Raw genomic sequence first — 22,665 nt, 5'->3', positions numbered from 1 at the left:
CACCTTCTTGGGGCGTCACGATGGGGTAGAACAGGTGATTGTCGGAGACAGCAACGTATTTGCGGTCGAAAGCGTGATCACGAAAGCCATTCCGGCTCTCTCGCAACGCGCTCTAGGTTTCTTTGTCATTCACGTCGGCGGACGAACCTTTGGCGTTAAGGACTCTTGCGCCTCCATGCTGGGGTGTTCCTTCGGCGAAGTGAACAATCGACTGCAGCGGCGCGGAACGCATTTCGCAACCGTCCTGGCCAATGTCGATGCTGCACGAGTGGCTGACGCTCTGATGTCCGTTGTCAATGCGTTGGGCGCGAGGAAGCTACCGTTCCGGAGAAACGGCTGTTCATGATGATGATCGCGTATGGGTGGAGGCGGAACTCAAGGACGTCGGTGATCAAGCTCTGATGCGCGGGTTGGCTACCGCATTCCCGATTGTGCGTCCGGGGCTATTCCGATCTTACTGCGGGCGTCGGTCGAATGCCGGCCACAAAGCGTCTGACGGGTGTTCCCCTGCCGTTGTTCCGCCCCCGCCCATGCGCGAGATGCAAGTTCGATGCGGCGATCTACGATCTGATCGACTGCGCCTCCCTTGCAACGGCCCACATGAAGCCACTCAACTCGCGGGCAATGGCGGTACAAACCACCGTCGTTCGCTTTCCTCGTCCGGTCAGCATTCGATAACGAGCCGTCAACCGGCTCTGAGCCTTCCATGCTATCTCCCGCACTTTCGGCGGCGCTTGCTCCATACGGTACAGCTTCCTCGCGCCAACCTTCGGCGGATGGCGATATGTCCAGGCGCTCTCGACCAGCATGTGCCGAACACGCCCATTGCCTGCCTTGGTGATTGAACCCCGTCTGACTATCTCACCCGTTGATCGCTCACCAGGAACCAAGCCGAGATAGCCCATCAATTGGCGGGGGCTCTCAAATCGGGTGACGTCACCGACCTCTGTTGCGAAGGTGACGGCGACGATCAAATCGACCCCTCGTAACGTCTGTAGAGCTCGAACGACGGGCGCGAGAGACCAAGTGGGGATAAACTCCTCAATCACCTTGTCCAGTCGTTCGACGCGCTCCTTCGAGAGGCGCACCGCCTCGACCATTTCCTGCAAAGCGATCTGATGCGCGGGGTGATCGAACTGTTGCTCCTGCAGCCAGCACAGATATCGCATCGTCCAGCCCTTCTTGCGTGGATAGATGCGACTATGCTTGAGCATAAAGGCACTTACCTGTTGCCGATGAACCCGTAATGTCTCGACCGCAGCAGCTCGAGCACGAACAAGATCGCGCATAGCCTCATGGCCCTCGTCGGGAACCCACACTGCCGTGAGCTCGCCGGCCCTCAATAGCCGGGCGAGCGCGAGCGCGTCTCGACGGTTCGTCTTCACCCTGTCGCCAGGCTTCCTCGGGATCAATGACGGGGCGACAACCATGCATTCATGGCCAAGGGATTTGATCAGCCGATGGAGGCCATAACCGGTCGGGCCGGCTTCATAGCAGAAATGCACGTGATCAAACTTCGCGGCTATTCGCTGAATTATGCGACGCATGCTGACATCGGATGCATCAACCTCGCCGAAATAGCGTACCTCTCCGTCCCGGCCAGATTCGGCAACAGCAATCGCATTCTTCAGCTTGGCGACATCGATTCCGACAAAAGCTTCTCTATAATCTGCCACGGCTCGTCCTCCTGTGATGAGGATCGGCTCGGCCCGTCCGAGCAACCCTCGGAAGACCAGTGTAGGGCGAGCCACCTCAGGCGCGAAGACGGACATACGGTCTTACCTTGATGCAATCTATCATGACGCACCACGAACGGATTACTTTGGGCTGACGCGCGAGGCGTTCGCAAAAGCTCTCTACTCGAACGCGGTGACATGGGCTCCGGATGGAGATGCCGCATTTGATGACGGAAGCCATGTTCTCCAGTTCGACGTAGGGAGGAGAGTCCGTCTTGTCGCTTTCGTGAACACAGGCTCTCCGGACGAAATGGTTGGCACTATCCGCGAAGAATGGTTGGACGCTGATCTTTTCTACGGTGTTCTCTCTCGCTGGAGAGACTTGTTCGTCGCAGAGTGGGAAAGCAAACTGGCACAAGACAGTCGCCTCTCTCCTAGAGTCTCGCCTATCGGCGCATGGACCGCCATCCGACAGCGGCGATGATCGCCCAGACCGCCGTGCGCAGCAGCATCGCGCCTACGGTGCGCATCTCGTAGAGGCCGCCGCCGGCGACATGCAGGCCGAAGGCCGCCAGCACCAGAACGGTGGCCACGGCGATCGCGATGGACAGCCAGACGGCCCAACTCCGGTTCAGCAGGAGACCCAGGCCTGCCAGGACATAGAAGAAGCCCGCGATGAAATTGAACCACAGCACGAACGGCACGGCATTGCCGACGGCCGCCCGTGCGGCCTCGCCGCCGAACAGCGCCGTACCTCCCGAGAAGATCGTCAACAGACCGAAGACCAGACCGATCGCGCCTGCCGCCTTCAGCCCCCAGCCGCCTCGCAAAATCGTGTTCATGCCTTGCTCCCTTCCTGGTCTTCCAGCCGACCATCGCGCAGATGGAAAAGCCGATCGAAACGGTCGTAGATCTTTTCGTCATGGGTTACAGCAACGATGCAGGCGTCCTGCTCGGCGGCAAGCTTGCGCAGCAGATCCATGACGATCCCCGCTCGCTTGGAATCGAGCGCCGCGGTCGGCTCGTCGGCGAGAATGATGCGCGGGCTGTTGGCGAGCGCGCGGGCAATCGCCACACGCTGCGCCTCACCGCCCGACAGCAGCGCCGGCATGGCGTCCTTGCGGTGGCCGACTTCCAGGTAGTCCAGGAGTTCGATCGCCCTGCGCCTTGCCTCGCCGGCCGACTTCCCCGCCAGTTGCAGCACCAGCGCGACATTGTCCTTGGCATCGAGGAACGGCAAGAGGTTGTGGAACTGGAAGATGAACCCGATCTTGTCGAGCCGCAGGCGCCTGAGGTCGTCCCTCAGCCAGCGGTTTTCGTAGACCGGCTCCCCGTCCAGCCATACCCGCCCCTCGGTCGGGTCGATGATGCAGCCGATGATGTTGAGCAGCGTGGTCTTGCCCGATCCGGATGGCCCGAGCAGCGCCACCACCTCGCCGGCGCGCACCTCGAGGTCGACGCCGCGCAGGGCATCGACGCGCGTCGCCCCCTCGCCATAGTGCTTGGAGATCGCCTTGAGGTCGATGATGAGGCGGCTTTGCGGATCGGTCATGGCGTCAGCCTCCGATCGCCGTTGCTGGATCGACCCTGAGCGCGGCGCGAATGCCGAGCCCGCTCGCCAGGATGCAAACGACCAGGATAATGCCGGCAAGAGCCACCGCATTGATCGGCTCCAGCAGGACACGGCGGGGAAAATAGTCCTTGATCAGCAGGATCAGCATCAGGCCGAAGCTCCAGCCGACGGCGCCGAGCGCGATCGATTGCTGGACGATCAGCCCGATGATGGTGCGGTCGGGCGCGCCGATCAGCTTCAACGTCGCGATCTGTTTCAGCTTCTCCATGGTCATGGTGTAGATGATGAGCGCGATGACGACGGCCGAGACCGTCAGCAGAATGCCGAGAAACAGGCCGATCTGCCTGCGCGCCCGGTCGACGACGGAGCGGACCAGCAGGTCTTCCTGTTCGGCCTGCGTCATGGCCGAGAGGTGTTTCCACTGGCGCACGGTGCGCGCCACGGAATCGACATCGGCATTGGCGTCGACGCGGGCGATGACGGCGGCCACCGTATCCGCGCTCTCACCCGTTGCGCCCCGTGCCGACTGGACGCGGGCGGCAGGTGGTGCGAGCTGCGATTGCAGCGTCTGCGCGTCGGAAAGCGTGACGTAGAGGACGGGATCGCCGCCGGAGTTCATCGCATCCTCGACAAGTCCGACGACTTCGAACCGGTTGCGGCCAAGCGCGATCCGGTCGCCGACCTGAAGGCCGGACTTGCGATCCGCGACCGCCTCGAAGTGGCTCTGCCCGATACCGCGCCCCTCCACGACCACATCCGGTCCGCCGGGGTGACCGCGCTCGTAGCCGATGATGTAGAGGCGCAGTGTCTTGCCGGCAAAGGCGGCTTCGACGGTCTGGTAGGTGATGCTGCCGGCATCGCTCACCCCGTGCAGGCGCGCCACGGCATCGCGCGTCTCGCCGGGGATCTTGGAGGACTCGGCGAAGGGGCCCTGGCGGCCCGCTTCCACCACCCAGAGATCGGCCTGCGGTGCCCTGACGATGTTCAGCGCATCGGCCACCAGGCCGTTGTAGATGCCCATCATCGCCAAGACCACAGCCATCAGCAGGCTGAGGCCAAGGCAGGTGAGCACGAAGCGAAACAGGTTATGACGGACATCGCGATAGGCAAGGTTCATGGCCTCGCCTCCTCAACGATGCGCGCGGCACGTCCCTCGACAAGGCCCTTGGCGGCCGCCGTGACGACGCGGGCGCCCTCCGGCAAGCCTGCGACGATCTCGACCCGGGCATCTTCCGTGCGATGGCCGAACGTCACCGGCACCTGCGCGAGCTTGCCGTCGACGACGACGAACACCCGCCCCTGATGGCCGTCGAAGCCGCTGATCGCCGCCTCCGGCACCAGCAGCGCCTGCGGCAGTTCGTCGACCGTGATCCGCACTTCGGCCTGTTCGCCGAGAAAGGCCTGCGGCGGACACTTGTCGCAGGTGATCCAGACGCGGCGCTCCTCGTTGGCGCGGTCGCTCTCGATGCCGATCCGCGCCACCCTGCCCGCGTAGACGTCATGCGGCATAGACCGCAGCCGAACCTCGGTCGCCTGGCCGACGGCCAGCGCGCCGGCGCGTTCCTCGTCGATATAGGCCAGTGTCCACACGGTCTTGGGATCCATGAGGGTGTAGATCACATCGCCGGCCCGCACCACGGCACCCGCCTCCGCATGGCGCGCGACGACCACGGCGTCGAAGGGTGCCTCCAGAACATGCTGCTTCAGCACGGCGGTTTCGTAATCCAGCGCCGCGCCGGCGTCGACCTCCTGCGATCTGAAAACATCCACCTCCGTCTGCGCGACGGTGAGTTCGGCAGCCGCAACCTCGACATCGCGTTTCGCCTCCTCTGCAGTCTGGCGAGAGATCGCATTTCGACCGGCCAGTTCCTGCTGGCGCGCATCGGCCGCCTGGCGTTGCGCAAGCACCGCCGCCGCCTTCTCGACATTGGCCTCGGCCTTGTGGGTATTGGCGGCCGCCGCGACGATCGCCGCCTGCGCACGAGCCACCCGGGCCTGTTGCGCATCGCGATGCAGGCGGGCCAGAACCTGGCCGCGCGTCACGACATCACCGCTGTCAACCGAGAGGTCGGAGAGCGCGCCGCCGACCTCGAACCCGATCTTCGACACGATCCGCGCCTCGACCGTGCCGAGGCCGTAGACCCTTACCGCGACATTCCGTTCGACTGCGGCAACCGGAACGGCGACCGGCCGCTTGGTGAGAAACACATAAGCAAGAGCAATTGCCGCGATGACCCCCACGGCCACCAAAAGGACCCGGATCTTTCCGCCCGTCATGACTGCTTCCCTTCTGTCGCCGATCCCGTAAACAAAGCCATCTGCACGGCCAGCAGCCGCACGCCCTCCGGCTGCAGGGCAAATCCGCGCGCACCCAGCGACCAGCGCATCGCCAGCCCCTGAACGAGCGAAATCAACAGCACGGCGCCGTCCGCGGGATCGAGATCCGGGCGAACGGTGCCCGCTTCGCGCGCACGCGCCAGCTCGCCGGCAAGGATGCCATGGAACGTCGTCATCAAGCCGACGAAGGTCTGGCGAAGCGCACCATTCTCGACCCGCAGTTCGCGGGAAAACAGGATGGCCGGAATGGCAGGATGGGCTTCGATGAGATTCAGTTGCGTCTGAACCAGCGCAGCGATCCTGCCTTCCGGCATGGCGCTGGCGGCAAGCGCCTCGTCCCACGCGGCCTTCAGCCTAGCGCTGATGTCCGCCGCCAGCGCGTGCCACAGGGCCTGCTTGGTCGGAAAATGGCGAAAGATCCCGGGCTGCGTCAGGCCCACGGCCTGGGCAACGGCATTGGTCGTCAGCCGGTCGGGTCCCAGCTCGTCCGCCAGCCGCAGCGCGGTCGCCAATATCTCCGCCTTGCGGTCTTCCGCCGATTTTCGCGCCATGACTCGGCTCCTTAGTTAGTTATTACAAACTAACTATTCCTCCGAACCTCTTCTGTCAATGATCCGCATCGGAACGGGGTCCACAAGGAGACCCGCAGGATCGAACGACGCGGCAAGGGCCGACGGACAGGCAACCCAAAAAACGTCCTTCCACCCCCGCCCGTCATCATCCTATGATTGGACATCAGCATGACCGGGGGAGTTCTGCATGCGCCGTGCCTATTCATTCCTTGCCGTCCTGGCCGTCATCTTCACGACCCTGGCTCCGGCCCTGGCGGTCGCCGACAGCTATGGCGCCATCGCCTATTCGCCCTCCACCCGCGCCGACGGCTGGTCGAACTCCTTCTCCACCCGTGCCGACGCGGAGCGCAGGGCCTTGCGCGAATGTTCCGGCCGCGCCCGCGACTGCCGCGTCGCGATCTGGTTCAAGAATGCCTGCGGGGCGCTCGCCGTCGGCCAGAACGGCGGCTGGGGTTCCGGCTGGGCGTCCGACCGTAGGCGCGCCGAACTCGAGGCGATCGGCGTCTGCAACCAGTATGCCGGCCGCTGCCGCGTCACCCGTTGGGTGTGCTCCGGCGCTCCGTGAGCGTTGGCCAGGGCGCCGGACACGGATCCGGCGCTCACCTCAGAGCCGCCAGCCGGCATTGATCCTCACCGTCACCCGCTCACCTTCGTTGCAGGCGACGCGGCTATAGGCCCGAAGCTTCTGGCCGTCGCCGAGCGTCAGCCTCAGCGCATAGCGCTCGCCCTCGAAGAGAACGCCCTCGACTTCCGCCGGAAGCCCCTCGCCTCCGAGCACCACGTCCTGTGGCCGCACCAGCACGTCCATGCGCGTCCCTCCGGGCACCCGGTCGACCAGCCGCGTCAGGATCTCGTCCCAGCCCAGATCGCGCCGCACGGCGCCGCGCTCCGGAAGAGCGAGGATCGCGCCCTGCCCGATCAGCCCGCCGACGAGCCGGCCTTCCGGCCGCGCATAGATCTCGGCCGGCGCCGCCACCTGCAACAACCTGCCCTCCGACATCACCGCGACATCGGTAGCGAGCGCCATGGCCTCGGCCTGGTCATGGGTGACGTAGATCATCGTCGCACCCGAACGGGCATGGAACTCGCGAAACGTCTCCTCCATCTCCTGGCGCAGATGCCGGTCGAGATTGGCGAGCGGCTCGTCGAGCAGGACGACGTCCGGCGCCGTCACCAGGCAGCGCGCCAGCGCCACGCGCTGCCGTTGCCCGCCGGAGAGATCCGCCGGCCGGCGCCCGGCATAGGCTTCCAACCGTACGGCCTTCAGCGCGTCGCTCACCTTCTCCCGGTAGCGTTCGCCGGAGATACCGCGCACCTTCAGCGGATAGCCGACATTGTCGGCGACCGTCATGTGCGGCCAGAGCGCATAGGACTGGAACACCATCGCCATGTTGCGCTTTTCCGGCGGAACGACGCCGCCCGCATCGGCGAGCACCCGTTCGCCGAGCAGGATCGAACCATCGCTCGGCGTCTCGAAGCCGGCGATCATCCGAAGCACGGTCGTCTTGCCGCAGCCCGACGGCCCGAGCAGCGCCAGGAATCCGCCCTCGCGAATGTCGAGTGACACGTCGTTGACCGCCGCCTTGCCCGTGCCGTAGTCCTTACAGAGCTTGTGGAGAATCAGTTTCGCCACGGGACGACCCCTTTCGGCAGCCTTGCCGCCATGAGTTCGAGCAACAACATCAGCACCACGACCATCAGCACCACCAGCACGGAAAGCGCCGAGGCGAGGTCGTAGGAACCGCTGTCGTCGAGATTGTAGATCGCCACGCCGAGCGTCTGGGTGCCGGCCGACCAGAGAAGGGCCGAGACGGTGAGCTCGTTGCAGGAGATGAGGAAGACGAGGATGACCGAAGCGCCGGCGGCGGGCGCGATCAGCGGCACGATGATGTCGAACAGCCGCCGGTAGAACCCCGCACCCGACAGCCGTGCCGCCTCCTCCAGTGCCGGATCGAGCTGGCGAAGCGCGCTGACGATAGGCTTCAGCCCGACCGCCAGGAAACTGGCGAAATAGGCGGCGAGGATGATCCAGATCGTCCCGTAGATGGTCACGCCGAGGAAGGGCAAGGGTGCGGCGAAGACCAGGACGAAGGCGACGGAAATGACGATCCCCGGCAGCGCATACGGGATTTCGATCATCGCCGACAGCAGACCCGTCCAGCGGCTGGCACCCCGCGTCAGCGTGTAGCCGGCGAGAACGCCGATCACCAGCAGGCCGAGGGCCGTGGTGCCGGCCAGGAAGATCGAGTTGCCGAAGGCGGTGCGCGTCACGGTCTGGCGGAACAGGATTTCCTCGTAGGCAGAAAACGACGCCGTCTTCAGCGACAGCACGACGCCATAGGCCGGCACCAGCGAGGCGGAGACGAGCGCCGCCATGGGCGCGATCAGCATGACGAACAGCAGCAGCCAGAGGAAGGCTTCGAGGGCCGGCCGCCAACGGCCGAGCCGGAAGGTTGCCGAGGCGCCGGAGAGCCCGATCACCCGGTAGTCGCGGCCCCTCAGCGCCCGTTCCTGGATCTGCAGGCCGGCAACCGCCATCAGGCCGATCATCGCCGACAGCACGGCGATGTCACCGAAGGTATTGCCGCCGAAGCTGGCGAGCCGCGAATAGATGAGCGTCGGCAGCGTATAGATCTGCGCCGGCAGTCCAAGAATCGCCGGAATGCCGAAATTGCCGACACCGGAGACGAAGGCGATCGCCGCCCCGGCGATGATGCCCGGCAGCGACAGCGGCAGGATAATGTCCTTCAGCACGCGAAAAGGCGAGGCGCCGGCGAGCTTCGCCGCCTCGATGCCGTCGCGCGGCAGGGCGAGCAGCCCGGCCCTGAGCGACAGATAGACCAGCGGCGCATGCTGCACACCGTAAAGCAGGGCAATGCCGCCGACCGAATAGAGCGGTTGCGGACTTCCCATGGCCGGCGCGATGCCGAGTGCCTTCAGGAGCGGGCTCGACGGGCCGGACATGCCGACCCAGGCGAGCGCCTGCACCTGCGGCGGGATCATCGTCGGCAGCATGAAGAGAAAGCTCAGCAGCCACTTGCCGCGCACGTCGGCCAGCGTCAACGCCAGGGCGAAGAGCCCGCCGATGGCGACCGCTGCGACCATGCCGAAGAAGGAAGTCGTGAGCGTATTGACAGCGGCCGACCAGACGCTCGGCTCGAGGACGAGCGCGAGTGCCTTGCCCGACAGGATCGAGGAAATGCCCGCTCCGACCAGCCGCGCCAGCGGCAGGACGCAGAGGCACGCGACGAAGGTGACGACAAAAGGAAACAGCCAGCGGGGCTGGCTGTTCGCTTTGGCAAGGAAATGCGGCATTGACCGTTTCGATCAGTTGGTGCCGAAGATGCCGGAGAAGGTCTTCAGGTCTTCCTCGGTGGCCTTCAGCGCGGCGGCGGCGTCGATCGGCAGGACCTTGATGGTGTCACGGGCCGGGAAGCCTTCGGGAACCGGCATGCCGTTGCGCGCCGGGATATAGCGGAGCTTGAGGAAACCCTCCTGGCCCTTTTCCGACAGCACGTAGTCGACGAACTTCTTCGCCGCTTCGGCATTCTTGGTGGTCGACAGGATCGCGACCGGCTCGGTCACGGCCGATACGCCCTCCGTCGGGAAGACGAACTCGACCGGCGCGCCCTTGGCCTTCTCGCGGATCGGCATGTAGTCGACGACGACGCCATAGGCCTTCTCGCCGGAGGCGACCGCCTTCAGCACCGCGCCGTTGCCGCCGGCGGCAATCGCGCCATTGGCCTGCAGGGCCTTGTAATAGTCCCAGCCGAGGCTGGAGACGCCGGCCAGCGTCTGGGCGTGAATGAGAGCGGCCCCCGAGGTGAGCGGGCTCGGCATGGCGACCAGGCCCTTGGCTTCCGGCTTGGCCAGATCGGCCCAGCTCGTCGGCTTCATCGCCGCGGCGGTATTGTACATGATGCCGGTGGTGATCAGCTTGGTCGAATAGTAGGCGCCATCGGCGTCGTAGAGGCTGGCGTCGTAGTTGACGGCTTCCGGCGACTTGTAGGCCATCAGCTGGCCGGCCTGCTTCATGCGCTCCAGCGTGACGGTATCGGCGATCAGCAGAAGGTCGGCGGCCGGGCTGCCGGCTTCGATCTCGGCCATCAGCTTGGCCATGATCTTCGGCGTGCCGTCGCGCACCCAGTCGACCTTGATGTCGGGGTTCGCGGCCATGAAGCCGTCGACGGTCGCTTGCGCATCCTCGTTCGGCTGGCTGGTGTAGAGCACCAGGTTGGCAGCGCCGGCAGAGGTCGCCAGAACGCCGACGGCAACCAGCGCGGAAAAGACGGAAAGCAGGTTCTTCATGGAAAGCATCCTCGTTATTCAAATGAGGCCGATGCATAACCACACGGGCTTGACAGGCATGTGACAGCCGCACTGCCGGCCGGGAGCCCCGAAATCCCCGGAGACGGCGGCCTGAGCACCGGCGAGGCGCCGAAATCCGGGAAATGCTTGACTTTTATGGGTCAGCCTTCGCCTTGTTCCCGAGGGCACGATTGAAGTTGCGGGCGATTCCTGTAATGGCGGATTTTCCTTATTTTTGAAGACGAACCGAGAGTACCAACATGAAGACGGGCGGAAACTGGCGGGCGCGGTTGCGCTATGAGTTCGACAAGAGCATGGCCGGCGGCGCGGTTGCGCTGATCGGCTGGCTGGCACTGATTTCACTGGTGGTGATTTCGCTTGCCGGCGCGTTTCTGGCCCTCACCGGCATCGCGCCGGAAGGCGGCGAACCCGTGAGCTTCATCGAGGGCACCTGGGCGTCGCTGATGCGCACCTTCGACGCCGGCACCATGGGCGGCGACCAGGGCTGGGGCTTCCGCCTCGTCGCGCTCGTCGTGACGCTCGCCGGCATCTTCGTCTTCTCCGCCTTGATCGGTGTCATCAGCTCGGGCCTCGAAAGCAAGCTCGACGAATTGCGCAAGGGCCGCTCGCGGGTCCTCGAATCCGACCACACGATCATCCTCAACTGGTCATCCTCGATCTTCGACGTCATTTCCGAACTGGTGATCGCCAACCAGAGCCGCCGCCGTCCGCGCATCGTCATCATGGCGAACAAGGACAAGGTCGAGATGGAAGACGAGATCGCCACCAAGGTGGCCGACCTCAAGAACACCAAGATCGTCTGCCGCAGCGGCGACCCGACCGATCTCTACGATCTCGACATCGTCAATCCGCAGAATTCCCGTTCGATCATCGTGCTGTCGCCGGAAGACGAGGATCCGGATTCGCAGGTCATCAAGTCGGTGCTGGCGCTGGTCAACGACCCGAAGCGCCGTCCGCAGCCCTACATGATCGCCGCCGAAATCCGCGATGCCGGCAATGCCGACGTCGCCCGCATCGTCGGCGGCAAGGAAATGCAGATGGTGCTGGCCGACGACCTGATCTCGCGCATCGTCGTGCACACCAGCCGCCAGTCGGGGCTTTCGGCCGTCTATTCGGAACTGCTCGATTTCGACGGCTGCGAGATCTACACGATCGAACAGCCGGCGCTGGAGGGCAAGCCCTTTGCCGCCGGCGTCATGGCCTACGAGAACTGCACCCTGATCGGCCTGTGCGACCGCGCCGGCAAGATCCACATCAACCCCGCCCCGAACCGCGTCATCGAGCCGGGCGAACGGGCCGTGATCATCGCCGAGGACGACGACTCGATCCGCATCTGGAGCAACGAGATCAACCTCGCCAAGGACGCCATCCTGACCCCGGTCAAGCGCCCGGTCGGTCCCGAGCGCACCCTGGTGCTCGGCTGGAACCGCCGCGGCCCGATCATCGCCAGCGAGCTCTGCCGCTACGTCACGCCGGGCTCGCACCTGACGATCGCCGCCCACACGCCGGAATTCGAGGCGGATATCGCCGGCCTCCGCCTGCCGAACGGCAATATGACGATCGACTACCATGTGATCGACACCAGCAGCCGCGCCGCCCTCGATCGCCTGAACATTCCGAGCTTCGACCACGTCCTGGTGCTCGGCTACAGCGACGACATGACGATGCAGTCGGCCGACACCCGCACCCTGATCACCCTTCTGCACATCCGCAAGATCGCCGAGGGCGCTGGCCTGCACATCAACGTGGTCAGCGAGATGACCGACGTGCGCAACCGCGAACTGGCCGAAGTCACCCGCGCCGACGACTTCGTCGTCAGCAACAAGCTGGTCAGCTTGATGCTGGCCCAGGCCTCCGAAAACGAGTTCATGGCGGCGATCTTCGCCGAACTGCTCGACGAGGACGGCTCGGAAATCTACATGCGCCCGATCGGCGACTATGTGGCGATCGACCGCCCGGTGAACTTCTTCACGGTCGCGCTCGCGGCACTGCGCCGCGGCGAGATCGCCATCGGCTATCGCCGCCAGCGCGGCGACGACGAAGACCACCGCAATCTCGGCGGCGTCACCGTCAACCCGTCCCGTTCGGAAATGCTCACCTACAGCCCCGACGACATGGTCATCGTGCTGGCCACCGAATAGGGAACGCACGTCCCGATGCTGGACGGAGAATTGAAAAGGGGTCCGCCGCGCGATGCGACGGACCCCTTTCTCATGGTCGGTGGACGGGAGCCGGCGGCCGTCAGGCCGCCGCCGCCATGGCCCCACCGATCAGCCGGCCGAGGCGCTTGATGCCTTCGTCGATCATCTGCTCGTTGGCGCAGGAAAAGGAAAGCCGCAGCGTGTTTGTGCCCGACCGGTCGGCAAAGAAGGCCTGGCCCGGAACGAAGGCGACCTTCTCGGTCTCGACCGAGCGCGCCAGAAGTTCCGCCCCGTCCAGCCCTTCCGGCAGCGTCACCCAGATGAACATGCCGCCCTCCGGCTTGGTCCAGGTCGTGCCGGCTGGCATGTAGGTGGCCAGCGCCTTCAGCATGGCATCGCGGCGCGCGCTGTAGGCGGCGCGGATCTTGGCGACCTGGGCATCGAAATGCCGTTCCGCGACATGGGCGATGGCGATCTGGTTGATCGACGAGGAATGCAGGTCGGCGGCCTGCTTCATCAGCACCAGCTTGCGGATGACCGGCATGTTGGCGACGACGAAGCCGACGCGCAGGCCCGGTGCCAGCGTCTTGGAAAAGCTGCCGCAATAGATGGTGCGCGTGTCCTCGATCGAGCCCTTCTCGGCGATCTCGAGCGCCAGGATCGGCGGCACCGGCTCGCCGTCGTAACGCAGCGACTGGTAGGCCGCGTCCTCGATGATGGCGATGTCGAGTTCCTCGGCGAGCTTCAGCAGCCGCTCGCGCGCCGCGCGGTCGACGGTCTCGCCGGTCGGATTGCAGAAATCGGCCGAGAGATAGGCGAACTTGACCTCGCCGCCGAGATTTTCCGCCGTCGCCTTGTAGCTTTCCGGCGTGCGGTTGCCGAGCGTCAGCTGGTCATAGTTCGGTTCGTAGGCGTTGAAGGCCTGCAGGGCGCCGAGATAGGTCGGCCAGCTGACCAGCGCCGTATCCTTCGGCGACAGGAACAGCTTGCCGAGATAGTCGAGGGCCTGCTGCGAGCCGGAGGTGATGAAGATGTTGTCGGCGGTGCAGGCGATGCCGATCTTCTCCATTTCGCCCTTCAACCATTCGCGCAGCGGCTTGTAGCCTTCGCTGACCGAATACTGCAGCGCGGCCGTCACCTGGTCGCCGCTGAAGATGTCGGCATAGGCCGCCTTGAATTCCTGGTCGGGAAAGAGCGCCGGGTCGGGAATGCCGCCGGCAAACGAGATGATGTCCGGCCGCTCCAAAAGCTTCAGCAGCTCGCGGATTTCAGAGGCGCGCATGCGCGACGAACGCGTCGCAAAAATATGGTCCCAATTCAGCACAGGGGTTTCCTCGACGTTTTTTATGATGCTGAAAATGACCACACAAACGACGATATGTCAACAATACTGACCTATCGTCCGTTATAATATTCCGCATCTGAAATGCGATGTGCGAGAAACTATATTACGCACCAAAGCGAGCGCGCGCACGATTCGACCGGAGCCCCTCACCCCACGGGGGTCGCACGCAGACAGCGAGCCTGCGGCGCGGAAATCGGACGCTCCAGCCGCAGAGCGCGAGGCGCGCGACGCAGCCGCCATGCGAACCGAGGTCCCGAACAGCCGCGGCCTGAAAACGAAAATCCCCGGCTCGTCACCGGGGATCTTCTCATTGCGGTCGCCGTATCGCCAGAGCCGGAGAGGCTTAGTTGCGGTCCTTGTCGACCAGCTTGTTCTTGCCGATCCACGGCATCATGGCGCGCAGCTTGGTGCCGACTTCCTCGATCTGGTGGCTGTCGTTCAGGCGACGGATGCCCTTGAAGCGGGCGCCGCCGGCGCGGTATTCCTGCATCCAGTCCGAGGTGAACTTGCCGGTCTGGATGTCCTTGAGGACGCGCTTCATCTCGGCCTTGGTCTCGTCGGTGATGATGCGCGGGCCGGTGACGTATTCGCCCCACTCGGCCGTGTTCGAGATCGAGTAGTTCATGTTGGCGATGCCGCCTTCATAGATCAGGTCGACGATCAGCTTCACTTCGTGCAGGCATTCGAAATAGGCCATTTCCGGCGCATAGCCGCCTTCGACCAGGGTTTCGAAGCCGGCGCGGATCAGCTCGACCAGACCGCCGCAGAGAACGACCTGCTCGCCGAACAGGTCGGTTTCGCATTCTTCCTTGAAGTTGGTCTCGATGATGCCCGAACGACCGCCGCCGACGCCGCAGGCGTAGGAGAGCGCGAGTTCGAGAGCATTGCCGGAGGCGTTCTGGTGAACGGCAACCAGGCAGGGAACGCCGCCGCCCTTCTGGTATTCGCCGCGAACCGTGTGGCCCGGGCCCTTCGGTGCGATCATGACGACGTCGAGCGAAGCCTTTGGCTCAATCAGGCCGAAGTGAACGTTGAGGCCGTGGGCAAACGCGATGGCCGCGCCGTCGCGGATATTGCCGGCGATGTCGGCCTTGTAGATGTCGGCCTGGAGTTCGTCCGGGGTCGCCATCATGATGAGGTCGCCCCACTTGGCGGCGTCGGCAACCGTCATGACCTTGAAGCCGTCGGCTTCGGCCTTCTTGATGGTCGGCGAACCGGCCTTGAGCGCGATCGCGACATTGGCCGCGCCCGAATCCTTGAGGTTCAGCGCATGGGCGCGACCCTGGGAGCCGTAGCCGACGATGACGACGTTCTTGGCCTTGATGAGATTGAGATCGGCATCACGATCGTAATAGACGCGCATTGTATGTTCCTTCCCTATGCTTGTCGGTTGTGGTGACTGTCATTGACCCGGCTGGCCGGAACGGGTTGCCCCGTCGCGGCCGGCCAGAACCTTTTCCGTGCCGTAGAGCGTCAGGAAGGCATTGACCGCCTTCTCCGCCCGGGCAGCGAAACTCTTTGTCTGCGGCATGTCGCCGAGCAGCATGCGCACGTGCATGTCGCTGACGATCAGCCCGTAAAGCGTCCGATAGGCCTCCTCGCCGTCGGAGAATCGCAAGAGGCCGTCGCGTTGTCCCGCGTCCAGCAGCGCCCTCGCCCGCCGGTCGATCTGCCGGCGGCCGCGCTCGAGGAGCAGCGTGCCGAGCTTCGAGCCGTCGCGATTGGTCTGGCCGATCGCCAGCCGGTTGAGCGCCAGCGACACGTCGCCGGCCAGCACGTCCAGCAGGTCGTGAGCAAAGATTTCCAGATGTTCGGTGAGGCTCGCCGCCGTCAGCCGTTCTCCGGGGCGCTCGAAGGTGCGCACCTTGCTCGCCTGGTAGGAGATCATCGCCGACAGGAGTCCGTCGCGATCGCCGAACCACTTGTAGAGGCTTTCCTTGGAGCAGTTGGCGGCGCGCGCCAGCCCGGCCGTCGTCAGCGCCTTGTCGCCACCCTCCACCAGAAGCCTCAGGGCTTCGGCGAGAACGGCGCTCTGGCGCGGCGTGAATTCGGCGTTGGCGGTTTCGGTCTGCACGATTGACATCTCTCAAGTACCGTACGGTACGGTTCTGTTTAAGGGCAAAATTTGGCTCCGTCAAGAGGCTTCGCAACCGCTGTGCGGATCCTCCGGTTACGATTTCGCCGGCCATCACATTTATTTGAACGTAGTGCCTCATAACAATTTTGGCGCCAAAAACCCGACCTTGGAGCGCTTTCTACCATGCTGTTTTTACACAACAATTGCGACCTATATGCAACCTTTTACGCATTGCAAGATATCGAACTACTTAGTTCGATTGTGCGCAATCATCTCTTGCAATCGGCGAGGAGGAGGCGCAAATCATGTTCATCGAACCACACAGTTCGACCCAAACAACACAGAGTGCAAAGAGGAATTTGATCATGAAAATCGCAATTGCAGCAGCGCTCGCTACCCTCGTCGCCGCACCGGCAGCCTTCGCCCTCCAGCCGATCCCCGGCTCCATCACCTATGGTGGCCACGAAGCCCGGCTCGAAAAGGCCCCCGCCGGCTCCAACTTCTTCCATGTCTTCTACGGCCCGTATGGCGAGGAAGTCCGTGAAGTCTACCAGGTCAACGCCGACCGCACCGTCTCGCTGGTGTCGCGCACCGTCACCAACAACGACTGACCCCTGCTCCCGACTGAGGACCCCCGCCCTCAGCCCCCACAACCCAACGAAGAACTGATGTGTAGCTATGCCATCAGGAAATGAAATCAAGGAGACATCCCATGAAGACCCTCATCGCAATCACCGCCGTCGTCGCTTCGCTGGCCGGCGCATCCGCAGCCTTCGCTCTGGAACCCACCAATGGCAGCGCCGCTCCGGTCCAGTCGTCCGGCAACGTCGACCGCACGGTCGTCGGCTCGATTACCCCGGTGAACGGCGTCCAGGCTGACCGCGCCCGCGTCGACAGCGGCAACCTCAACGCCGTCTACGGTTTCAACTCCGGTCGCGGCGTAACCGTCGGTTCGCCGTCGCACCAGGAATAAGCCAGACCTCCCAAGCCTCGGGCCGACACGACGTGTCGACCTGAGCTGGCCCGGGAATTTCACTCTGAAAGGAATACGACCATGAAGACCCTCATCGCAATCACCGCCGTCGTCGCTTCGCTGGCCGGCGCATCCGCAGCCTTCGCTCTGGAACCCACCAACGGCAGCGCCGCTCCGGTCCAGTCGTCCGGCAACATCGACCGCACGGTCGTCGGCTCGATCACCCAGGAGAGCGGCGCCAAGGCAGACAGCGGCAACCTCAACGCCGTCTACGGTTTCAACTCCGGTCGCGGCGTCACCGTCGGTACGCCTTCCCACGAGGAATGACACCGACCCATACGGTACGCCGTTCGGCAAACAGGCCCCGAAGCGCAAGCTCCGGGGCCGTAATTTTTGCGGTTCCCGCGCCTTGTCCCATTTTTGGCGTTTGGCGAAGGCGGCTCCCGGCGCTATTGCATGGGTTGTCCGCAACAAGGAACCGCACCGATGCAGCCGCGCCGAACCGCCCTCCTTCTCAGCCTCGCCCTTCTGGCCGCGCCGCACCTCGCCGCCGCCAAGGAAAACCGCTGCGGCTGGATCCAGAATCCGACGCCAGGCAATTACTGGCTCGACGACTCCGAGGGCATGTGGATCATGCTGACCCAGGGCTCGGACGAGGAGCCGCTCGGCATGGAGAACTTCCCCGACATCTCGACCGGCGACTATGTCGCCTCGAACGGCAATTACGGCTACACCTGCGGCTGTATCCAGGCCGAGACCGAACGCAACACCGACAGCCAGGATTCCGCCGCCGGCCGGATCACGGCGATCTACGGGGTGAAGCTGCTGCCGCTGAAGAAATGCCTCGCCGATCCCGCCCTGCCGAAGCCGGAGTGAGCTATACGGCGTAATCGACCGGTACGGCCGATCCCGCCTTCAGCGTTTCCATCGAGATGAAGGCGGACACGTCGAACAGTTCGATCCGCTTCACCAGCCGCCGGTAGACCACGTCATAGTGCTCGACGCGGGGCAGCACGATCTTCAGCAGATAGTCGTAGGAACCGGTCAGCCGATGCGCCTCGACGATCTCGGCGAGATCGCTGATTGCCCGGCGGAAACTCTCGATCCACTCGTCCGAGTGGTGCGCCGTCTTGACCAGCGCGAAGACCGTGGTCGGCACGCCGACCCGCTCGCGGTCGAGCACGGCGATGCGCCGTTCAATATAACCCGTCTCCTCCAGCCGCTGGATGCGCCGCGAACAGGCGGACGGCGACAACGCCACGCGCTCGGCCAGGTCTGCCACGGAAACCGAGGCGTCCCGCTGCAATGCATCCAGAATCTTCCGATCGCGATCGTCGAGCACTTCCGCCCCACCCAATAGACAGTTGACGCATTCATTGTGCAACATCACGGCGTATTGCGCAATTGACACGCGCCACAACCCGCTCTTTTTCGAAAAAATGCAACGCGTTTGCCCCAGGCCTTGGCCATAATCCGCGACACCAACCAGGGGAACAAGACCATGAAGACAATCGGCCTGATCGGCGGCATGAGTTTCGAGAGCACGGCGGTCTACTACCGCCTCATCAATGAGATGGTCCGCGCCGAGCTTGGTGGCATCGCCTCGGCGGAAGTCCTGATGCACTCGGTCAACTTCGCCGAGATCGTCGGCTACCAGAAGGCCGGCCGATGGGATCTCGCCGAGAAGCGCCTGGCCGACTGCGCGCTCGGGCTTCAGGCCGCCGGCGCCGCCTGCATCCTGATCTGCACCAACACCATGCACCTGGTCGCCGACGGCATCGCCGCCCGCCTCGACATTCCGCTGCTGCACATCGTCGACGAGACCGCTGCGGCCATCAAGGCCGCCGGCTTCCGCCGTCCGCTGGTTCTCGCCACCCGATACACCATGGAACACGGCTTCTACACCGACCGCATGCGCGCGCTTGGCCTTGATCCGCGCGTGCCGGATGCCGAAGACCGAACGATCATCCACGACGTGATCTTCGAAGAGCTGTGCGCCGGTACGGTCAAGGAAACGTCGCGCGAGGCCTATATGGCCATCATCGACAAGGCCAGGCAGGCCGGTGCCGATTGCGTCATTCTCGGCTGCACCGAAATCTGCCTTCTGCTCGATCCCGATGCGCTGCCCCTGCCCGGCTTCGATTCGACCGCCATTCATTCGCGCGCCGCGGCCGATTTCGCGCTCAGCGCCGAACCTGCCCTCAGGCTCGCGATTTAGTTGACTGCGTCAACAATTTGATTGTCAGAGTAAAACGGCCATGCTAGCGATCGGACCTCACGGGGAGGTCCGATCCATGCGCGAATCCACAGACATCACGACGATAGAGGCGATGCGCGCCTTCAACCGGTTCTACACCGACCGGATCGGCATCCTCGACCGCGCCTATCTCAAGGCCGACTACACACTGGCGGAAGCCCGCATCGTCTATGAGATCGGTACGCGCGGACAGGTCCTCGCCGTGGAACTCGTGCGCGACCTGCGCCTCGACCCGGCCTATCTCAGCCGCATATTGAAGAAGTTCCGCGAGCGGAACCTCGTCATCGTCGCACCTGACCCGGCCGACGGACGAAGCCAGCGTCTGTGCCTCACCGACAAGGGGAGGACCGAATTCGAGACGCTGGCCGAGCTGTCCCGCAGCCAGTTGCGCCGGATGGTGGCGCCGCTCGGACCGGCCGAACAGGCGTCCCTCGTCGAAGCGATGGCGACCATCACCCGCCTGATCGAACCCGGCGACCACGCCACCCCGGTCCTGCGTCCGCACCGTCCGGGCGACCTCGGCTGGATGATCCAGTCGCAGACCGAGTTCTACGTGCGAACCTTCGGCTGGAACGGGCGCTTCGAAGCTCTGGTCAGCCAGGTGGCCGCCGATTTCCTCGAGCGCTACGATGCAAGGCGCGACCATTGCTGGATCGCCGAGCGTGCCGGCACGCGCATCGGCTCCGTCATCGTCATGGACGGCGGCGAGAACATCGCCAAGCTAAGAATGCTCTATGTCGATGCGGCGGCCCGCGGCCTTGGGCTCGGCAAGCTGCTGGTCGAGCAATGCGTCCACTTCGCCCGCCATGCTGGTTACCGCCAGCTCACGCTCTGGACCAACGACATCCTGCACTCGGCACGGCATATCTACGTCGCGGCGGGATTCCGGCTCGTCGCCGAGGAGCGGCATACGATGTTTGGACCGGAACTCAACGGCCAGACCTGGACGCTCGACCTCTGACGGCAGAGCTCAGCCGTTGCGTTCATCGAAGCTGCGGCGTGCGTCCTTGACGGCAAGAAAGTTCGCCTCCGCCCATTCGAGCAGCACGCACAACGCCTTGAACAGCGAATGCCCGAGATCCGTCAGCCGATACTCGACGCTCGGCGGCTTGGTCGGAAACACCGTGCGCAGCGCATAGCCGTCGCGTTCCAGGTCGCGCAGCGTCTGGGTCAGCATGCGCTGCGAGATATCCGGCACCAGCCGACGAAGTTCGCCGAAGCGATAGGGCTTTTCCGAAAGCGCCAGCAGGATCAGCGTCGACCATTTGCCGCCGATGTGATCGATCACCGTGCGCACCGGGCAATTCTCCAGCTTGGGGCCGTCACCCCCGTATCCGGCGATCTTTTCTTCGAAACGGGTGATGGCGACGGTCATGGCGGTTCCCTATCGGTAAGGTGGGCACCAAAAACTGCCTTCTTTACAAGCGCTCGTCAATCTCCATTTTAGCGTAACTCTCATTTTGAGAGCAGCTATTCGTTCGGCAGCACCTGCCACCATTGCCAAAGGAAAGACCATGAGCAAGATCCTCGTCACCGGCGCCGCCGGCCATCTCGGCCGCCTCGTCATCAAGCACCTGATCGAAAGCCAGAAGGTGGCCGCCTCCGACATCGTCGCCGGCAGCCGCGACCCCGCCAAGCTCGCCGATCTGGCCGGTCTGGGCGTCGGCACGCGCCGCGTCGATTTCGACGACAAGGCCTCGCTCGAGGCCGCGTTCGCCGGTATCGACCAGCTGCTGATCGTCTCCACCGACGAGCTTGGCGCTCCGGGCAAGCGCCTGGCGCAGCACAGCGCCGCCGTTGCCGCCGCCAAGGCCGCGGGCGTCGAGCGCATCTCCTACACCTCGATGCCGCAGCCGGACGATTCGGAAGTCACCTTCAAGGGCGACCATCTGGGCACGGAACAGGCGATCAAGGCTTCCGGCCTCGCCTACACCATCTTCCGCAACGGCTGGTACATGGAGAACCTGTTCATGAACCTGCCGCAGGCGCTTGCCAGCGGCCAGTGGTATACCTCGGCCGGTGAGGGCCGGATCGCCCATATCGCGCGCGAAGACATTGCCCGCGCCATCGCCGCAGGCCTCGCGAAGCCGGTAGAAGGCAACGCCACCTACACGCTGACCGGCGAGACGGCTTATACCACGGAAGAAATCGCCGCCCTGGTCCGCGACCTGACCGGCAAGCCGCTTGCCGTCGTCAACCTGACCGATGCCCAGCTGTCCGAAGGCATGGCCGCCGCCGGCGTGCCCGCGCCCTTCATCCCGACGATCGTGTCCTTCGACGCCAACACGCGCGAAGGCAAGATCGCCATGGCGACCGCCGACGCCGAGACCCTGTCGGGTGTCAAGCGCTTGTCGCTGAAGGCCTTCCTCGAGGCCAACAAGGCCGCGCTCGGCTGACAAGCCCCCGGGCCGGACGATCCGACGCGCGGAACCGCCTTCCGCCGTCAGATCTTCTGGCCGCAGGCATGGCGGAAACGGCGCACCGTTTCCGCCATGCCGAATTCCAGCGCATCGGCCGTCAGGCCATGGCCGATGGAAACTTCGGCCAGTTTCGGAATGCGCTTGATCAGCGCCGGAAGGTTGGCGACCGTCAGGTCATGGCCGGCATTGATGCCGAGACCGACGTCAAGGGCGGCATCGGCCGTGCGGCCGAGACGGTCGATCTCTTCGGCCGCCTTGTCCGGATTGTCGTAGCAGCCGCCATAGGGCCCGGTGTAGAGCTCGATCCGGTCGGCACCCGTCTCGCGTGCCTGTTGCACCGCCTCGACATCGCCGTCGCCGTCGGCAAACAGCGAAACCCGCATGCCCCTGCCCTTCAGCCGCGCGACGACCTCGCTCAGGAACGACCGGTGTTTGGCGAAGTCCCAGCCGTGATCCGAGGTCGCCTGGCTCGGATCGTCCGGCACCAGCGTCACCTGCTCCGGCTCGGTCGCCTCGCACAGCGCCAGGAAGTCCTCGGTCGGATAGCCCTCGATGTTGAATTCGGCCTGCGGGAATGCGTCGTCGATCAGCGCCCGCAGCACCGGCAGGTCCGCGAAACGGATATGCCGCTGGTCGGGGCGCGGATGAACCGTCAGGCCACTGGCGCCGGCTTCGAGCGCGATGCGGCCGAGATGGGCGACGTCCGGCCAGGGCAGATCCCGGCGGTTGCGCAGCATGGCGATGGCATTGAGGTTTACGGAGAGCTTGGCGGGCATTCAGCGGTATCCATGAAGGGTGGCATTCGTCCAGAATCCATTTAGGCGATCATGCGAGGGAAGGCCAACGAGAATCACATATGGTCCCATTGACGATACTGATGGATGGGTCGAGGCGTGTCCGGCGTGGCAGAAATCCCCCCTATTTCCGGTATTGACGGCCTATTGCGACTATGATTCTCAAGTTTT

General features: G+C 64.2%; 26 protein-coding genes. 11 read left to right on the top strand and 15 right to left on the bottom strand.

The genetic code is table 11. The features are described from left to right. The first annotated feature begins 7 nt into the window (after positions 1-7). Entirely contained in the window at positions 8-346 is a 339-nt protein-coding gene (locus tag AC07Y0_RS06125) for an Imm42 family immunity protein (RefSeq protein WP_498675511.1), read from the top strand. Positions 347-560: 214 nt separating this feature from the next. Here AC07Y0_RS06125 and AC07Y0_RS06120 read toward each other — a convergent pair whose 3' ends face one another. Then, positions 561-1,676 carry an IS110 family RNA-guided transposase gene (locus AC07Y0_RS06120; RefSeq protein ID WP_498675509.1) on the bottom strand — a complete coding sequence of 372 codons (1,116 nt, stop codon included), beginning with the start codon at positions 1,674-1,676 and terminating at the stop codon, positions 561-563. 16 nt (positions 1,677-1,692) lie between these two features. Between AC07Y0_RS06120 and AC07Y0_RS06115 the strand changes: the two genes are divergently transcribed. Then, the gene (locus AC07Y0_RS06115; protein ID WP_498675508.1) at positions 1,693-2,160 is read left to right on the top strand and encodes an Imm42 family immunity protein; all 468 of its coding nucleotides are present in this window, start codon (positions 1,693-1,695) and stop codon (positions 2,158-2,160) included. On the opposite strand, the gene AC07Y0_RS06110 is transcribed toward AC07Y0_RS06115, so the two are convergent. From AC07Y0_RS06110 to AC07Y0_RS06090, 5 genes are read right to left on the bottom strand one after another with little or no spacing between them, the layout of a single operon-like run. After that, positions 2,123-2,518: a hypothetical protein gene (locus AC07Y0_RS06110; protein ID WP_498675506.1), complete on the bottom strand. Its 396-nt coding sequence runs from the start codon at positions 2,516-2,518 to the stop codon at positions 2,123-2,125. The two genes, AC07Y0_RS06115 and AC07Y0_RS06110, sit on opposite strands and share 38 nt — an antisense overlap. Next, positions 2,515-3,228, bottom strand: coding sequence for an ABC transporter ATP-binding protein (locus tag AC07Y0_RS06105; protein ID WP_498675505.1), 714 nt, complete (start codon positions 3,226-3,228; stop codon positions 2,515-2,517). Before AC07Y0_RS06105 ends, AC07Y0_RS06110 begins: the two co-directional genes overlap by 4 nt. 4 nt (positions 3,229-3,232) lie before the next feature. Next, complete coding sequence (locus AC07Y0_RS06100; RefSeq protein ID WP_498675504.1) at positions 3,233-4,366, bottom strand: ABC transporter permease; 1,134 nt, start codon at positions 4,364-4,366, stop codon at positions 3,233-3,235. Beyond that, positions 4,363-5,526, bottom strand: coding sequence for an efflux RND transporter periplasmic adaptor subunit (locus tag AC07Y0_RS06095; RefSeq protein WP_498675502.1), 1,164 nt, complete (start codon positions 5,524-5,526; stop codon positions 4,363-4,365). The genes AC07Y0_RS06100 and AC07Y0_RS06095 overlap by 4 nt, the downstream gene beginning before the upstream one ends. Next, a complete protein-coding gene (locus AC07Y0_RS06090) occupies positions 5,523-6,137 on the bottom strand; it encodes a TetR/AcrR family transcriptional regulator (RefSeq protein ID WP_498675500.1) in 615 nt (204 codons plus the stop codon). Before AC07Y0_RS06090 ends, AC07Y0_RS06095 begins: the two co-directional genes overlap by 4 nt. Positions 6,138-6,345: 208 nt before the next feature. On the opposite strand from AC07Y0_RS06090, the gene AC07Y0_RS06085 reads away from it, so the two are divergent. After that, a complete protein-coding gene (locus AC07Y0_RS06085) occupies positions 6,346-6,723 on the top strand; it encodes a DUF4189 domain-containing protein (RefSeq protein ID WP_498675498.1) in 378 nt (125 codons plus the stop codon). A 39-nt stretch (positions 6,724-6,762) separates the two neighbouring features. Here AC07Y0_RS06085 and AC07Y0_RS06080 read toward each other — a convergent pair whose 3' ends face one another. The 3 genes from AC07Y0_RS06080 to AC07Y0_RS06070 are packed head-to-tail and all read right to left on the bottom strand — an operon-like array spanning position 6,763 to position 10,466. Further along, complete coding sequence (locus AC07Y0_RS06080; RefSeq protein WP_498675496.1) at positions 6,763-7,791, bottom strand: ABC transporter ATP-binding protein; 1,029 nt, start codon at positions 7,789-7,791, stop codon at positions 6,763-6,765. Next, entirely contained in the window at positions 7,779-9,473 is a 1,695-nt protein-coding gene (locus AC07Y0_RS06075; RefSeq protein WP_498675494.1) for an ABC transporter permease, read from the bottom strand. Before AC07Y0_RS06075 ends, AC07Y0_RS06080 begins: the two co-directional genes overlap by 13 nt. Positions 9,474-9,485: 12 nt before the next feature. After that, on the bottom strand, positions 9,486-10,466 hold the full coding sequence (locus AC07Y0_RS06070) for an ABC transporter substrate-binding protein (protein WP_498675492.1): 981 nt from the start codon (positions 10,464-10,466) through the stop codon (positions 9,486-9,488). Positions 10,467-10,726: 260 nt separating this feature from the next. On the opposite strand from AC07Y0_RS06070, the gene AC07Y0_RS06065 reads away from it, so the two are divergent. Next, a complete protein-coding gene (locus tag AC07Y0_RS06065; RefSeq protein WP_498675490.1) occupies positions 10,727-12,628 on the top strand; it encodes a CASTOR/POLLUX-related putative ion channel in 1,902 nt (633 codons plus the stop codon). 100 nt (positions 12,629-12,728) lie between these two features. On the opposite strand, the gene AC07Y0_RS06060 is transcribed toward AC07Y0_RS06065, so the two are convergent. The 3 genes from AC07Y0_RS06060 to AC07Y0_RS06050 all read right to left on the bottom strand — a co-directional run bounded on the left by AC07Y0_RS06060 (position 12,729) and on the right by AC07Y0_RS06050 (position 16,047). Next, positions 12,729-13,952 (bottom strand): aminotransferase-like domain-containing protein, encoded by a 1,224-nt coding sequence (locus AC07Y0_RS06060; protein ID WP_498675487.1) that lies wholly within the window; start codon positions 13,950-13,952, stop codon positions 12,729-12,731. A 364-nt stretch (positions 13,953-14,316) separates the two neighbouring features. Then, positions 14,317-15,336: a ketol-acid reductoisomerase gene (ilvC, locus tag AC07Y0_RS06055; RefSeq protein ID WP_498675484.1), complete on the bottom strand. Its 1,020-nt coding sequence runs from the start codon at positions 15,334-15,336 to the stop codon at positions 14,317-14,319. 39 nt (positions 15,337-15,375) lie between these two features. Further along, positions 15,376-16,047, bottom strand: a complete 672-nt coding sequence (locus AC07Y0_RS06050) for a TetR/AcrR family transcriptional regulator (protein WP_498675482.1) — start codon at positions 16,045-16,047, stop codon at positions 15,376-15,378. A gap of 368 nt (positions 16,048-16,415) precedes the next feature. Here AC07Y0_RS06050 and AC07Y0_RS06045 point away from each other — a divergent pair, with 368 nt between their 5' ends. The 4 genes from AC07Y0_RS06045 (at position 16,416) to AC07Y0_RS06030 (ending at position 17,899) form a co-directional block, all read left to right on the top strand. Continuing rightward, positions 16,416-16,661 carry a hypothetical protein gene (locus tag AC07Y0_RS06045; RefSeq protein WP_498675480.1) on the top strand — a complete coding sequence of 82 codons (246 nt, stop codon included), beginning with the start codon at positions 16,416-16,418 and terminating at the stop codon, positions 16,659-16,661. 101 nt (positions 16,662-16,762) lie between these two features. Further along, the gene (locus AC07Y0_RS06040) at positions 16,763-17,023 is read left to right on the top strand and encodes a hypothetical protein (protein ID WP_498675478.1); all 261 of its coding nucleotides are present in this window, start codon (positions 16,763-16,765) and stop codon (positions 17,021-17,023) included. Positions 17,024-17,104: 81 nt separating this feature from the next. Next, complete coding sequence (locus tag AC07Y0_RS06035) at positions 17,105-17,350, top strand: hypothetical protein (protein WP_498675476.1); 246 nt, start codon at positions 17,105-17,107, stop codon at positions 17,348-17,350. A 159-nt stretch (positions 17,351-17,509) separates the two neighbouring features. Further along, entirely contained in the window at positions 17,510-17,899 is a 390-nt protein-coding gene (locus AC07Y0_RS06030) for a DUF4087 domain-containing protein (RefSeq protein ID WP_498675475.1), read from the top strand. Position 17,900: 1 nt separating this feature from the next. Here the strand turns inward: AC07Y0_RS06030 and AC07Y0_RS06025 are convergent, their stop codons facing one another. Next, positions 17,901-18,365, bottom strand: a complete 465-nt coding sequence (locus AC07Y0_RS06025) for an Lrp/AsnC family transcriptional regulator (RefSeq protein ID WP_498680180.1) — start codon at positions 18,363-18,365, stop codon at positions 17,901-17,903. A 159-nt stretch (positions 18,366-18,524) separates the two neighbouring features. Between AC07Y0_RS06025 and AC07Y0_RS06020 the strand changes: the two genes are divergently transcribed. Together AC07Y0_RS06020 and AC07Y0_RS06015 are read left to right on the top strand one after the other, a co-directional pair. Next, complete coding sequence (locus AC07Y0_RS06020; RefSeq protein ID WP_498675474.1) at positions 18,525-19,241, top strand: aspartate/glutamate racemase family protein; 717 nt, start codon at positions 18,525-18,527, stop codon at positions 19,239-19,241. Between the two features lie 76 nt (positions 19,242-19,317). Then, a complete protein-coding gene (locus AC07Y0_RS06015) occupies positions 19,318-20,241 on the top strand; it encodes a bifunctional helix-turn-helix transcriptional regulator/GNAT family N-acetyltransferase (protein WP_498675471.1) in 924 nt (307 codons plus the stop codon). A gap of 9 nt (positions 20,242-20,250) precedes the next feature. Here AC07Y0_RS06015 and AC07Y0_RS06010 read toward each other — a convergent pair whose 3' ends face one another. After that, positions 20,251-20,655 (bottom strand): winged helix-turn-helix transcriptional regulator, encoded by a 405-nt coding sequence (locus AC07Y0_RS06010; RefSeq protein ID WP_498675470.1) that lies wholly within the window; start codon positions 20,653-20,655, stop codon positions 20,251-20,253. Between the two features lie 139 nt (positions 20,656-20,794). Between AC07Y0_RS06010 and AC07Y0_RS06005 the strand changes: the two genes are divergently transcribed. After that, positions 20,795-21,676, top strand: a complete 882-nt coding sequence (locus AC07Y0_RS06005; RefSeq protein WP_498675469.1) for an SDR family oxidoreductase — start codon at positions 20,795-20,797, stop codon at positions 21,674-21,676. A 47-nt stretch (positions 21,677-21,723) separates the two neighbouring features. On the opposite strand, the gene AC07Y0_RS06000 is transcribed toward AC07Y0_RS06005, so the two are convergent. Further along, positions 21,724-22,476, bottom strand: coding sequence for a pyridoxine 5'-phosphate synthase (locus tag AC07Y0_RS06000; protein ID WP_498675467.1), 753 nt, complete (start codon positions 22,474-22,476; stop codon positions 21,724-21,726). Between the last annotated feature and the right edge of the window lie 189 nt (positions 22,477-22,665).

It is taken from the genome of Allorhizobium sp. GW101-3B10, from assembly GCF_059424725.1.
This window is presented reverse-complemented; position numbering and strand designations above follow the sequence as displayed.